This is a genomic window from Paenibacillus sp. FSL R5-0636 (assembly GCF_037974255.1).
Classification (GTDB): Bacteria; Bacillota; Bacilli; order Paenibacillales; family Paenibacillaceae; genus Paenibacillus_AQ; species Paenibacillus_AQ odorifer.
Window position 1 is genome coordinate 4,858,513 of the sequence record NZ_CP150232.1, and the last position, 14,758, is coordinate 4,873,270.

12 protein-coding genes are annotated in these 14,758 nt (G+C 42.7%); 1 reads left to right on the forward strand and 11 read right to left on the reverse strand.

The genetic code is table 11. From position 1 onward, the window contains the following. Window positions 1-39: 39 nt before the first annotated feature. The 3 genes from MKX34_RS22160 to MKX34_RS22170 are packed head-to-tail and all read right to left on the reverse strand — an operon-like array spanning window position 40 to window position 3,893. A complete protein-coding gene (locus tag MKX34_RS22160; RefSeq protein ID WP_076104415.1) occupies window positions 40-1,755 on the reverse strand; it encodes an ABC transporter ATP-binding protein in 1,716 nt (571 codons plus the stop codon). A gap of 42 nt (window positions 1,756-1,797) precedes the next feature. Then, a complete protein-coding gene (locus tag MKX34_RS22165) occupies window positions 1,798-2,835 on the reverse strand; it encodes an iron ABC transporter permease (RefSeq protein WP_036676084.1) in 1,038 nt (345 codons plus the stop codon). Then, window positions 2,835-3,893: an iron ABC transporter permease gene (locus tag MKX34_RS22170; protein WP_036676077.1), complete on the reverse strand. Its 1,059-nt coding sequence runs from the start codon at window positions 3,891-3,893 to the stop codon at window positions 2,835-2,837. The genes MKX34_RS22165 and MKX34_RS22170 overlap by 1 nt, the downstream gene beginning before the upstream one ends. 213 nt (window positions 3,894-4,106) lie before the next feature. Here MKX34_RS22170 and MKX34_RS22175 point away from each other — a divergent pair, with 213 nt between their 5' ends. Further along, entirely contained in the window at window positions 4,107-5,114 is a 1,008-nt protein-coding gene (locus tag MKX34_RS22175; RefSeq protein ID WP_036676075.1) for an ABC transporter substrate-binding protein, read from the forward strand. Window positions 5,115-5,202: 88 nt separating this feature from the next. On the opposite strand, the gene MKX34_RS22180 is transcribed toward MKX34_RS22175, so the two are convergent. From MKX34_RS22180 to MKX34_RS22215, 8 genes are all read right to left on the reverse strand, one after another. Continuing rightward, window positions 5,203-5,424, reverse strand: a complete 222-nt coding sequence (locus MKX34_RS22180) for a hypothetical protein (RefSeq protein WP_042190339.1) — start codon at window positions 5,422-5,424, stop codon at window positions 5,203-5,205. 46 nt (window positions 5,425-5,470) lie between these two features. Then, on the reverse strand, window positions 5,471-7,432 hold the full coding sequence (locus MKX34_RS22185) for an ABC transporter permease (RefSeq protein WP_339203422.1): 1,962 nt from the start codon (window positions 7,430-7,432) through the stop codon (window positions 5,471-5,473). A gap of 4 nt (window positions 7,433-7,436) precedes the next feature. Beyond that, window positions 7,437-8,204, reverse strand: a complete 768-nt coding sequence (locus MKX34_RS22190; RefSeq protein WP_076104412.1) for an ABC transporter ATP-binding protein — start codon at window positions 8,202-8,204, stop codon at window positions 7,437-7,439. A 134-nt stretch (window positions 8,205-8,338) separates the two neighbouring features. Then, a complete protein-coding gene (locus MKX34_RS22195) occupies window positions 8,339-9,754 on the reverse strand; it encodes an MFS transporter (protein WP_076297381.1) in 1,416 nt (471 codons plus the stop codon). 199 nt (window positions 9,755-9,953) lie between these two features. Further along, on the reverse strand, window positions 9,954-10,958 hold the full coding sequence (locus MKX34_RS22200) for a helix-turn-helix domain-containing protein (RefSeq protein ID WP_076297380.1): 1,005 nt from the start codon (window positions 10,956-10,958) through the stop codon (window positions 9,954-9,956). 165 nt (window positions 10,959-11,123) lie between these two features. Then, complete coding sequence (cheB, locus tag MKX34_RS22205) at window positions 11,124-12,227, reverse strand: chemotaxis-specific protein-glutamate methyltransferase CheB (protein WP_038572469.1); 1,104 nt, start codon at window positions 12,225-12,227, stop codon at window positions 11,124-11,126. Window positions 12,228-12,268: 41 nt separating this feature from the next. Continuing rightward, window positions 12,269-13,867 (reverse strand): methyl-accepting chemotaxis protein, encoded by a 1,599-nt coding sequence (locus tag MKX34_RS22210; RefSeq protein WP_076104409.1) that lies wholly within the window; start codon window positions 13,865-13,867, stop codon window positions 12,269-12,271. Between the two features lie 208 nt (window positions 13,868-14,075). Further along, window positions 14,076-14,738 (reverse strand): response regulator transcription factor, encoded by a 663-nt coding sequence (locus tag MKX34_RS22215; protein WP_076104408.1) that lies wholly within the window; start codon window positions 14,736-14,738, stop codon window positions 14,076-14,078. Between the last annotated feature and the right edge of the window lie 20 nt (window positions 14,739-14,758).

Sequence of the window (14,758 nt, forward strand, 5' to 3'; positions counted from 1 at the left end):
GTCCCTCCAAAATTATATTCTAGTGATCCCTTCAGCTACTTAAGCTCCAAACTGCGCTTCATGCAATCGGCTGTATATTCCGGCAGTCTGCAGCAGTTCCTCATGCTTACCTTGTTCTGCGATGCCGCCTTCCGCAACGACAACAATACGGTCCGCATTTCTAATCGTTGCAAGGCGATGAGCAATAACAAGTGTTGTGCGTCCTTCAGACAACTCGGCGAGGGCCTCTTGTATAGCGGACTCCGTTTCAGTATCCAATGCAGAGGTTGCTTCGTCCAAAATGAGAATCGTCGGATTCTTCAAGAACATCCGGGCGATGGACAACCTCTGCTTCTGGCCGCCAGAAAGCTTGACGCCTCTCTCACCAATCATTGTATCCAGCCCAGCAGGCTGAGATTTGATCAGTTCTTCCAGCTGAGCGCGTCCCGCAGCCTCCCAGATTTCTTCATCGGAAGCTCCCAATCTGCCGTAAGCAATGTTCTCACGGATGGTTCCGTCAAACAGGAATACATCTTGTTGTACAATCCCGATATGGGAACGAAGTGATTCTAACGTCATGGAGCGAATATCTATTCCATCAATAGAGATGTTGCCTTCGCTTACATCGTAAAAGCGTGGCAGCAAGCTGCAAAGTGTTGTCTTACCAGCACCGGATGGACCCACAAGTGCAACCGTCTCTCCTGCCGAAATCGATAAGTTCACATTGGTTAGCACCTTTTCTTTATCACTATAAGCAAAAGCTACATCCTGGAAGGTTATATTCCCTGACAGATGAGACACTGGCTTAGCGTCTTTTGCGTCATCAACATCTGGCTCCGTCTCCAGCAGTTCAAGATAACGTTTGAAACCAGCGATCCCTTTAGGATAGGTCTCAATGACCGAGTTAATCTGTTGCAAAGGTCCTAAGAAGACATTAGACAACATCACAAAAGCAATAAATTCACCGTAAGTCATTTGCTTCTGGATTACAAAGTAGGTTCCGCACACGAGTACGAATAATGAGACCAGTTTCATAAGCACAAAGCTAAAGGATGAATTCCAAGCCATAATTCGATAGGTCATAAGCTTCGTAATACGGAAGCGTTCGTTATTAACTGCAAAACGGGAAATTTCATGATTCTCATTAGCAAAAGCTTGCACAACACGGATCCCACTTACATTGTTTTCTACGCGTGCGTTATAGTCAGCAATGTCCGCGAACATGATGTGGAACGCTTTGGACATTTTGCGACTGAAGTACATGGATAAATAAATCATCAGCGGGACAATTACAAAGGTTAGAATAGCTAATTGCCAATTGATGCTAAGCATGATACCGAATACACCAAGCAGCGTCATCACTGCTATGAATAAATCTTCAGGACCATGGTGGGCAATCTCACCGATGTCCATCAGATCATTTGTCATCCGCGAGACCAAATGGCCTGTTTTGTTATTATCGAAGAAGTTGAAAGAGAGCTTCTGCACACGATCAAATAGCTTTTTTCTCATATCACTCTCGATATTGATCCCCAGCTTATGCCCCCAATAAGTAACGACAAAATGCATAAAGGCGCTGACGATATATATCCCCAGCAAACCGAGGCAAGAATAGAGAATCCATTTCCAATTCCCACTTGGCAGCATATCATCCACTACCCGGTTAACCGCCAGCGGGAAGACTAGTTCCAGCAGTGCAGCAGCAATAGCACAGGAGAAATCAAGAATAAACAATCCCTTATAGGGTCTATAGTAAGCAAAAAAACGACGCAACATTGTAAAAATTCGCTCCTTCCGGTGATTGACCATCCTCTTTCATCAAGATTTAGTACGGGCTAGCAAATACAAAAAGTATGGCGCTCCAATTACAGCAACAACAATTCCAGTGGGGATCTCAGATGGCTGTAAGATCCAGCGCCCAATGGTATCCGCTATAATGACTAGCAGTGAGCCGAGCAGCGCTGAGGTTGGCAGCATGAGCTGATGTTTGGGTCCAACTAGTCGTCTCGCCAAATGGGGGCCGACAAGACCGACAAAGCCAATCCCACCACTCACAGCAACACTTGCCGCAGCTAGACCAACCGCAGCCGCAAGAAGCCGGAATTGTTCTTTCGTTACAGCAGCCCCAAGTCCTACAGCTGTCTGTTCACCCAAATTAAGGACGTTCATTACCCTTGCTTTATAGATGACATACGGCACGAGAATTACGATCCACGGTAGTAAAGAAAGTACAAACTTCCAGCTTGTGCCCCAAATACTTCCCGCAAGCCAAGTAGCCACAAACTGATACTTCTCCGGATCCAGCCGAAGAGTCAGCACGATCATCGCTGCACTCATTCCAGCTGCAACCGCTACACCGGTCAGCAACAGTCGCATGGGTTTTATTCCTTCATGCCGTTTATAAGCTAAGACATAGATCAAGGCAGCAGTAATTCCCGCACCAACAAACGCCACCATAGGCAGCAGATACACCGGAGCCGCGGTTGCCGTCGGATAAAAAGATATTAACAGCATAACCATAATTCCTGCACCAGCGTTAATCCCTAAGATGCCGGGGTCGGCCAAAGCATTACGAAAGACGCCCTGCATCACAGCTCCGGATACAGCCAAACCTGCGCCTATCAGAACGGAGATCACAATACGCGGTAGCCGAAATTGAAACAAGATTAACTCTTGCTTATCCGTCCCTTTACCGAATAACGTATTAAGCAGCTCCATAGGTGTCAAACGTATGTATCCTGTATTCATACTAATAATAAAAGCAATAACAATCAGTACAGCTAAAATAATCATTATAACTAAGCCACGTTTATTTTTGGCGGCTTGGAAGGAATCGAATGAAGTTTTCTCTATCATTACAGTTCCCTCCTTTCTTTACGTGCAAGATAAAGGAAGAAAGGTACACCGATCAGTGCAATAATTGCTCCAAGCGGCGTTTCATTAGGGGGATTAATCATCCGTGCTGTTAAATCTGCAAATACTGCAAGCAGACTGCCAAGAATAGCTGAACATGGAATGATCCATCTGTAATCCACACCTACAAAAAAACGGGTCAAATGGGGAATAATTAGTCCAATGAACCCAACGGCTCCTACTACTGCAACTGATGATCCAGCCAGAATCAATACGATTAAAGTCCCTGCCAGCTTAACAAGCCCTGTGCGCTGGCCTAGCCCTTTAGCAACATCGTCACCTAGGCTGAGCATTGTAATCGATCGGGATATTACCATAGCCCCAATTAACGCTGCTCCTATCCAAGGGAACATGACTTTAAGCTGAATCCATTTCGTCCCAGCCACGCCTCCCGCATACCAGAAAGCCAAATCTTGCCCAATGTGAAAATATAAAGCTACCCCTTCACTCAGCGCTGACAGCAGTGCACTAAAAGCAGCACCTGCCAGCACCAGACGAGCAGGAGTCAGCCCTCCCTTGGCCAATGATCCGACCCCATACACAACCCCAGCCCCTACTCCGGCACCAATGAAGGAATATAGGATTAAATACATAAACGATAGATTCGGGAAAAATGCAAAACAAAGCGCCAGCGCAAATCCTGCGCCTGAGTTGATGCCCATCAAACCTGAATCTGCGAGTGGATTTCGGGTCATTCCCTGCATAATGGCACCCGCAACTGCAAAGCTGGCCCCTATCATTGCCCCGCCAAGTACACGGGGTAATCGTAATTCTCTAATAATCTGATGATCCATGATCTCCGGATCAAAGTGAAACACAGCTGCCCACACCACAGAAAGTTTAATATCAGCCGCTCCAAAGGAGACTGAAACAGCGATACCTAGTGCTAATAGTACCAGACCGCCAACCAAGATTAACGTGGCAGCCCAAGGACGTGAACGGAACTCTTGTATGGCTGACCCTTTATTAGGTCTAATCTTGGAAGATATCTGTTGATTCATGAATGCCACCCTATTTCTATGAAATTGATTCTCATTATCACTATGCTATTGTAAATGAGCCTTCCTAGGTTTGGCAATAGATAGATTTAATAGGAGGCATTTATTTTATTGCATTGACAGGAATTCTAGGATTTGATAAAGTTCAAATTGAAAATAATAATGATAATGATTCTCATTATTATTTGTTGGTACACATATATAGGGAGGTTTATCATGCTAAAAAGAAAGACCCTCTTCCCCATCCTGGCACTCATAATGTTATTGTCTGTATTTGTGACAGCTTGCGGGGGAACAAACAATGCTTCATCTAATAAACCAACAGAAACAACAGAAGCAACTACAGCACCGAGCACAGAGCCAACGACTGCTCCTGAGGCTTCAGCTGCTGAAATGCGTAGCTATGAAACCACTAAAGGTACTGTGCAAATACCTGTAAAACCACAGCGGATTATTACAGATTATTATGGTGGGGAGTTGCTCTCCGTAGGAGCAAATGTTGTAGGTGTCGAACCTAGTACCTTTGATAATCCCTTCTTGAAAGACCTGCTCACAAACACACAAGATGTCGGTGCTCCAGTTAACGCCGAGAAAGCTCTGGAACTTACACCTGATCTAATCGTCGTTATGTATGATGATAACTACGATGCTTTATCCAAAATTGCTCCAACCATTCATATTCCATACGGAACTGCTACAAATATCTATGAAACTGTTAAACTGTTCGGTGACATTGTAGGTGTGCCTGACAAAGCTGAACAATTTATTGCTGACTTTGAGAAAAAGGCTGCTGAAGGCCGCGAGAAGCTTAAAGGTGTCGTAAATGAAAATGATACTTTTGGAATCTATGAGCTGACTGATAAAGGTGAGCTATGGACCTTCGGAAATAATGCTGGCCGGGGTGGACAAGCCCTTTATAACGCACTTAAGCTAAAAATGCCTACTAAGAACAGCAATGACAACCAAACGTTGCAGCTGTCCATGGAGCTATTGCCAGAATATGCAGCTGACTACATGTTCCTCACCACTTATGATCCTGACAAAAAAGGAGATAAGCTGAAAGAACTGAAGGAATCTCCAGTTTGGAACGGACTTGATGCTGCGAAGAACGATCATCTATTCTACAATGATTTTGATACCTACTACCGCTATGATCCGATTGCGATTACCGCACAGATTGATCTGTTCGTAGATATGATTCTTGAACGCAACGGTAAGAAATAAACATAGGCACATACAAAAACACCCTACTTTAGGCACTGTCTAAAGTGGGGTGTTTGGCTATACATAATAAGCTTCTGTTAAATTTATATCATCTAGTATATTCATTATACTCATCGGTGTTATTTAATTTTTTGTACATATACTCATCATTTTTAAGCTTATAGAGCTGCCCCATCCCCGCAAATACGAAAAACAGCACCAAAATTAATCCATACGCATAGGTGAATTCACCAATATAAAAGCAAGTGACTATCGCAACAAGGGTCAAGATCATTAATGCGACTGCAATTCTGGAAAAAATCTTTTTCAAATGGAATCCCCCCACGTTTTGTGCACCAATATTATCATATTTGGGATTAAATTGAAATCTCATTTTGTTCTATTAAGGGAATATCGAGTAGCTTAATATGTGCCAGCATATTGTGAGTGTATATTTTGGTGTATATACGATAAAAAAGGACTTGAAATAAAAGATACGCTCCGCCTACTAACAAACAAAACCACATCGGCTCCAGAGCTGTAGACATTTCAACCCTGGAAGAACCAACAACATAAAAAGAAGACAATGCAATACCTAATGCATAAGGGAGAAAAAACAGCACTTTTAAAGGGCCGCCTATAATACGAGCCACGTCCTTAGTAGTAATTCCAATCTTGTTCAGCTTCCTGAATTTGATCCGCTCACGCTCTAAATCGGTCTGAATACTGAAATGCAGCACTATCCCGGAGGCGCCGAAAAATATTAAACCAACAAATGAAATTACGAAGATTCCAAATCGGCCAGACTCCTGTAACTGTAGATAGTCACTTATTCTAGACTTCGTAGAAAATACGAGGGCCTCTTGCCGCTCATTGCCATACCAGGACTCTGTATTGTCTTTGTTATATTTGGCTAAAGCGGCATTTAACTTAGCATCTATATCCGCAGTTTTTTTCCAATCCTTAAAATTCAGGAGCTGAAGGATACCGATCGCTTTTTTATTTTCCGCTTTCAGCGCCATATAATCCTCTTCGTTTACAATGATATGAAGACCATTCATTAAATTCGGCACAGGGTTAAATACCATGTTAAATAGGATACCTTGTGAATACAGCGTATGCTTCCCGGAAGCAAGCGTCAGGTCAAAGGTGGGCATTTCCGGTCTTTGATTCTTCCACTCTTCTCCTTGTGCAACTGTGGCCAGATTTAGAAAGTGATCTTTCTCCACATGATAATCAGAGCCGATTAATGCGTTTATATTCTGGTCCAGAAATATTTTAAAATTAAACAAGTCGATATACTCCAGCTTTTGGTGTGAAAGCAGCGGCGTAGCGCCATGATCCGTGATCTCACTTAGTATTTTTGGTGAGATGCTATTTTTTCCGAATACTTCTGAATAGGCAATATCATATGGATTGTTTGCAACCGGAATTTCCTCAGCATTCCAGGTCAAATAAAAAATAATCCCGCTTAGAGAAATCGTGATGAAGACGAGAAAGGTGATGAGAGAAAGCACTACTTTGGAGCGACCAAGGGTATAGATCAAATTGGAACTAAACAGCAGGTGCTTGTGATATGCTCTGCTTGATCGCGATATAAAAAGTTTCATCCAGTCCCCAAGTCCTGACAGCAGCAAATAAACGCCCAACATACTAATTCCCAGATTTATTAACATCATGCGAGCATCGGAAGGGTTGTAATGAGTGAGCATATTATAAACGGAGATTCCCAACAGTAAAACTCCGATGACTCCGGTGATTTTCCCATGAATCAGGTTGCGTTCTGCGGTTCTGGATTCTTTTAAAAGACGTAAAATGCTGTATCTCAAAGTGAATAGCAAATTGATTGCAATCACAACTATGTAAATCACCGCGAAGAATTTAATGGTATACAGATAACTATCCAGCGTCAGTATAAAAGCACTGTCCCCAATATTAACTAACAGCGAAACAATGAAGAAAAAAATACCGGAGAAAACCGTCCCTGCACCTAAACCAGTGAGAATCGAGGCTAAAGCGATCATGCTATTCTCGAACAAAATGATTTTGCGGATATTGTGGCTTGTCATTCCAAGTACCATTAATAGCCCAAAGTCGCTTTTTCTGAATTTCAAAAAGGCCATCTGCGCATATACAATAAACAGAACAGCAAACACTCTTATCACCAAAAAAGGAGCATATAAATTACCTGACACCATCCCATTCACTTGATAAGGGTCATTAAAATCAGGATTACTGTACAGCGAATAAAATGTAAAAAAGATCATGACTGTAAAGCTGCTGCATAAGAAAAACAACAAATATCTTCTAAGATTCGCCTTAAATATCTGAAATGCCATTCTCCTAAAGGTCATCTTCTCCCCCTCCAATAAAGGCCAGGTTCTCCAGAATCAGATCAAAAAATGCTCTGCGCTCTTTATTCTCTCTAGCAATCTCTAGTAGAGCCTTCCCATCTTTGATAAAAAGCACGCGATTACAATAGCTGGCCGCAAAAGGATCATGTGTGACCATCACTATCGTTGCTCCTTTTAGAGTGTTGAGCTTGTCGAAGGTCTTCATCACCGTACTCGAGGATTTAGAATCCAAATTCCCTGTCGGCTCGTCCGCAAAAATCACATCTGGATGATTAATAATCGCCCTGCTGATCGCCGTCCGCTGCTGTTGCCCCCCTGAAACCATATAAGGATATTTGTCCTTCACCTCATCCAGATCAAATAGCGATAACGTCTCATCTGTCTTGGCATTGATATCTTCTACCTCTTGATCATCCAGCACCATGGGCACCATGATATTTTCCCGTAGGGTCAGACTATCCAGCAGATTGTAATCCTGAAAAACGAATCCCATACGCTGCCGGCGAAAAAGCGCAAGCTCGTTCTTGGACATCTCATTTATACTAGTCTCTGCAATTCTTACAACCCCACTATACTCCGTGTCGATTCCGCTTAGTATATTTAAAAGTGTCGTTTTTCCGCTCCCCGAGGGTCCCATAATCGCCACAAACTCGCCGCTATCCACACTAAGACTAATCCCGTTCAGCGCTCGATACCGATTCGTTTTGCCTTTTCCTTTGTATTCTTTTGAGAGATTCTCTACTTGCAGTATGGACATCCTAGCACCTTCTCATTGATAGGTTTGGATTGAGTTACATTAAATGGAATTCAATCACTCGGTATTACTATAAAGCTAAGAAGGGCGTTCGTTTGTTAGATTGCTCACAGCGCAAAAAAAGCAGGATACCTCCTCTATAATTTCCGCTCCCGCAAAAAACAAAGGCAAAGAAAACCAGTAAAAGCAAGTCCTCCGATTGCTGCTAATGAGAAGGAAAACGCCCTTACATAATCCGCCAGATCTGCTTCCAAAAGAGAATGCTTTAGCGAAGCGGAGAATAAAATACCGATTAACGCCACTCCTAACGAATTCGCAAAATACATAAAGGTAGTGATCAAGCCTGAACCCGTGCCCGTGATCTTTGTGGGTACTGAACTAAGCGTGACGTTAACTAGGGGCGTAGTAGCCATTCCGAGACCGAAACCATATATCAATAATATTAGGATATTACGAGGGTCCAGCAGCTGCGTAACGTCCACATTTAGCTCTAACATAAGCAGCAGGCTACAGCTACCCATCATCAGCGCTCCTATCTTAAGAACACTCATCCCCCATCTTTTGACCATTCGAGACGAGATTAAGGAAGTCAGAAAAAAGCCTATCCCTATAGGCAAGAAAACCATACTCGTATCTTGAACACTATAGTGCAAACCAAATTGCATATAATAGCTCAAAATAAAAAAGAAAGAGAACATACTTAGATAAAGGACAAGAACGGTTGCCAGACCAGCGCTAAATGTTCGATCTCTGAAAATAGACAGATCGACTAACGGTAACGCCCCCTGCTTTCCCTTTCGATTTTCAACCCAGATAAAAGTAAACAACACGAAAAGAGCTAAAATTAGACAGCCAAAAATCCACAACGGCCACCCTTGTTTTTGTCCCTCTGACAACGGATAGATCAGCAGGAACAAACCGATCAGCAGAAGGAAGCTTCCAGTCCAATCAATACTGTGCGCCTGCTCAGCCCGTGTTTCAGGTACAATCGGCATTAACAGCAGGACGAGAAGTCCAAATGGCACATTGAAAAAAAACACCGTCCGCCAACCGAGATCGAACGGATTCCAATTCACAATAGTGCCTCCGAGGATGCATCCGAATGCAAATCCAAAACCAATCATGGCGCCGTAAATGCCGAAAACAAGCCCTTTTTCCTTTGGCAGAAAGCTGACCTGCAGCGTAGATAGAACCTGAGGTTGAATAAGCGCCGCAGCCAATCCCTGCACAATCCGAATAACAATCAGAAGAGCCGGATCTGAGGTCAATCCGCCCAATACTGCCATGACCGTAAACCCGCTCACCCCGATCAGCAACATCCGTTTCCTGCCGTATATATCTCCAAGCTTTCCACTAATAATCAACGCCACAGCTAATCCTAGCGAAAATCCGGTAACGATAAGCTGTGCTTCCGAAAAGCTTGCGTTCAAGCTATATTGCATAGATGGAAGCGCAACTTGAATCATATAAGTATTTAATGAAATAAGTAATGTTGGCAGTAAAATAACCCCCAGCGCATACCACCGGCGCGAATCTACTTGTTGTTGTTCCATTGTATAACCACCTTTTTATCTGCAATCTATGTAATTATTATCATTTAGAGTGGTCTTTTTCTCTACCTGTTAAGGGAGGTTCACTCCTTGATAAGGGAGCAAACACAAAAAAACCTCAAGCAGACAGAAAATAACGTTCGATTCCGAACCCTATGTTCTAACACTTGAAGCTTTAAGCTTTCTGCATTTACAAATCTTCCTACAGCCTGTTTCGTTCCAAACTCTGTTGTTCGATACGTTTTAAGTATTCGCTTGGATTGCAGCCATAATGCTTACGAAAGGTCGTCGTGAAATTGCTGACATTGCTATATCCGACCGAAACAGCTGTTTTCCCTATATTCAAACCTTCAACCTCCATATACCAGAGCGCTTTCTCCATCCTTTTTATACGTACTAGCTCGAAGATCGTCATGCCAAATAATTCGCGGAAGCCTTTTTTTAGCTTGAATTCGTTGATACCTACCCGCTTAGCCAACTCACGTATAGATAACGGTTGTTCGAAATGGATTTGCACCAATTCATGTACCCGCTTCAGATTAGTAATATCATCATGCCGCAGTGTCATACTATCGCTAATAGAACCGTAACCATCAGACTCACCAAACAAAGCAATAAATTCAAGGGCTTTGCTCTCCATATATAAACGTCTCAATGTTCCATGATAGGTACAGTGGATTATTTCGGAGACACATTTTCGGATTGCCGCAGTATCTGGATAACGATCAATATTGCCACGATGATGTCTAAGCCAGGTTTCCATTTGCTGTGTCTCCGATAAATCTCCGGCGTAATTCAGCAGTTCACTAGGAGCTAACCGTATTTCCAGCAATTGATTGGGGACACCTGCTTTTTTCTCTTCATACACCTGAACATCCTCTAGAAAAAGGACATTGCCCATTTGTTTATCCGTGTAACTTTCCTTGCCGTTCCATTCGCAATAGATTTCTCCGCTTAGATTATAGCTTAGTTCAAACAACGGACAAGCTTCTTGAATGTAGAGCTTCATATCTTGTTCGTAAGTTATGTCCGTATACATAATCTCCATACCTGGACGAATCCGTGTACGGGTGACACTTCCCTTGCCAATATGTGAAGGGATAGTAAGCCGTTGTTCCCATTGGTTATGCTCAACATGCCCCTCTAACCGTTCTGTAAATTGATCAAAAAGATCATGAATTTCCATATTCAATATATTTAAAGTCATCGCAAACCTCTCCTTCTTCGCTCCTTGTATACGATGAGTTACATAATCTCTACTCTAGCTCCGTAAATGATAATTGTTATCACTTGAAAGTGTCAACCTGAAATACAAAAAAGCATTGGCGGATTTTATCCTGCCAACGCTTTTTCAGAAGTAAAATAAGACCGTTCAAACTGATGGAAATGTGTCCCTTCGGTATCTCAGCTCCCCCGTAACCTCCATAATCTTCGAGGCTAACAAATGCGAGGGCAGCTCGTAATCCACACAACCCAGCTTCGCCGCTGCTTCAGGCATTTCACTTTCAATAGAAGTTTCTTGCGATTCTACAAGCGTTGATTGGGCACCAGCATGTTTGGCAGCCAGCATCCCTTTAGCGCCATCATTTCCCATTCCGGTCATTAGGATTAAATGCTGCTGTAGACCAGTTAATGCAGATATAGACCCAAACAAGACATCGACCGAAGGACAGTGCCCATTCACTGCAGGCTTTTTCATAAGTTTTATTCTGAGATCTTGCCCCTCCTGAATGATGGTCATATGAAAATTACCTGGAGCGATATAGACGGTTCCCCCGAGCACCGATTGCTTGTCCTTGGCTTCCACCACCCGTACACTTGAGAACCGATTCAGTCGTTCCGCCAATGCTTTTGTGTACTTAGGCGGCATATGTTGCACAATTAGCAGGGGATACGGGAAGCTCGCTGGAAGTGAGGTAATTAAGATTTCTAATGCCTTCGGCCCTCCTACTCCACATCCAATTCCCACGATCTGCTCAATGACTTCTGTACATCCACTCTTATCGTTTTTTTGTTTCTCTTGTCGAGCTTTCACTTTGGAGATGTTTATATTGTTAAGAATAAGAGTTCTTAAAGGAATTTCAGCGGCTTTCTTAATTTTGAATAATAACTCATCTTTTATGCTGTATAGACCAGGTCCATAAGATTGAGCTGGCTTGGAGATGAAATCCACTGCACCATTTTGTAGAGCAGTAATGGTTGCAGTTATACCTTCCTTTGTAGCTGAGCTCAGGATAAGTATAGGTGTTGGCCGCTGTGACATTATGCTTGTGAGTGCTACCAAACCGTTCAATTCCGGCATTTCTATATCTATAGCCACGACATCGGGCCTGAGTTTTTGAACCATGCTGATCGCTTCGGATGCATTTCGTGCTACTCCAATGACCTCGAGGGTTGAATCCTCCGAAATTAGGTTCGAGATCTGTTTACGCATGGTTACTGAAGCAGCTACAACGAGCACCTTTATTTTTTGCACTACTTCTCCTCTCCTATCAATGATAATACCCCTGACACTGTTTATTTAACTTTAAAAATTGATACCAGACTATTTAACTCTTCTGCTAGCTGAGCCAAAGCATTGGCCGTCGTTGCCGTTTCACTGCTGCTTGCCGCCATTTCTTCAGTTGCGGCGGATATGCTCTCAATTGAGAACATCACCTCAGACGATTGTGCAGCCTGTTCTTCACTGGCAGCCGCAATTTCTGTTACTTTATGAGCGGTATCGTTCACCATCGTAAGGATATGTTCAAAGGCTTCTCCATTTTTTTGTGAAAAAGCTACTCCTTCTACTACGGCATTTACACTATGCTGCGTATTCTTCTGCATTTCTTTGATAATGCCCGTGATTTGTTTCGTAGCCCCACTGCTCCGCTCAGCTAACTTTCTTACTTCATTCGCAACAACGGCAAAACCTCGACCTTGTTCACCTGCGCGGGCCGCTTCTATCGCTGCGTTCAGGGCTAGCAGATTTGTCTGTTGGGCAATATCTTCAATCACCGCAATAATCTCACCAATCTTATCGGAATCTTCCGCAAGTCTAGACATTTGAGTATCCAGTACTGCCATTCCTTGTACGGAGTTCTTAACCACGATCCCTCCATCTTGAGCGATACGCATCGTTTGATCTGACAGCTCAGAGGCCTGTTCAGCACTCTGGGCTACTGAATTAATCGCCGCAGATAATTCTCGGAACAACTCATTCATCGTTTGCGCTGCACTAGCTTGACTCATACTTCCACTAGCTACTTCCTCTGTACTTGCTGAGATTTGCTGCGCAGCAGCTGAGACACTTTCCGCAGAAGACGAAATGCCGCTCACAGTACGTCTTAGGTTCAGAACCATCTCATTAACGGAAAGAGCTAGCATTCCAATCTCGTCCTTGGATTCCAGATTCGACGTTTCGCTTAAATCACCGTTTGCCACTTTACCTAGCAAGCGCATTACTTGATTTAGAGGCCGTGCTATGATCTGCGATATTAGAAGACCCAGACCAATACTGATGAGCAGCGCAACAATAGTAACGCTAAACGTAATCAAACGAGAGGACTGATAGAGTTCATTGGCGCTAACAATCGAACCTTGAGCCTGCTTCATATTGATGTCTATTAAATTTTGCAGAAAGTCAGTCAGCTCTGTTGTAGCTGTTTGCAAATCACTTACAAGCAAAAAATTTGTATATTTCTCATTACTAATATTTGTATTATTTAATTCAATAGCCTCATCCAGGCTTGTGATATACCGTTTCCAGATCTCAGGATAATCCTTCATTATGGCTAATTCTTCAGCTCTCAACGCAGTCTTGCTATATTTACCCATGATCTCTTCAATACTTTGAACGTTTTTATGTATTTTATCTTCGTATTCTTTCTTTTCTGCCACTGTTTTAGCCATCGTGTTTATGTCACGGATATTGATTCTATTTGTTAAAAATAGTTCATTCGCTTCTCCTAAATAAGCTATAGGTGTTAAGCGGTTTTCGTACATGTCCACGATAGACCGGTCCAACTTACTCAAATTCGTAATTCCATAGAATCCTACAAAGCACAATATTGCGGATACTAACAGAAATGCGGAGATTAACTTCACTGCTGTTCTTAAATTATAAAACCACTTCATTTTCCTCAGCCCCTCATTGGCGTTAGTCATTTTTTAGTAATTCTTAGGAACTATTTCATCATATACGGTAAGCAGATTAAGGTAACCGAAAAAAAATAGCGCGACCACGCAAAAATATTGCGTCATCCCGCAAAAAAAGCGCAGACCAAAAAATCCCGCCTCACAGAACCGTGAACGGGATTTTGATCTATTTGTTTGTTACGAATTTTCATAGTGAATTGTTGAAATCGGACTCCTTCAATATGCCCAGACGTTTAGCTTTTATTGCCGCTTCAATTCTCGATTTCACATTTAGCTTTTGGAACAGACTCGTTAAACTGTATTCCAGCGATCGTTGACTCATAAGTACAATCTCTGCTATTTCTTTGTTGCTTTTTCCTTTTGCAATCTCTGTCAGCATTTCATGCTCTTTTTTACTGATCTTCGGATTTGCTTGGTCAACATTAATCTCCATTCCTTTAGGTGATACTTTTCTTAACTGTTTAACTAGGGCATGAGGCAAAATGACATCTCCCCTTAAAGCACAACGCACTGCTGCAACCAACTGCTCTCTATTGGTCGTTTTTGAAATAAATCCAAACAAACCCGATTCGATCATCAAGTTAAATTTGTTAGTAATTTCGTATCCGGTGTAGATTAAGATAATCGCATCTGCGCTTATATTTAAGACTTCCTTCGCCAAATCAATCCCATTTCCATCAGCGATATGAAGATCAAATAACATTACGTCAAACGTATGGCTACCCACCATGTTAAGCGCCTCATGGGCTGAATTGGCTAGGGTAACCTCCATATCTCCCTCTTGTTCCAGTATCATCTTAGTCCCTTCCATGACAGAGGGATGGTCGTCCACTAACAAAATTTGAATCATGCCTAATACACCCCTATCCC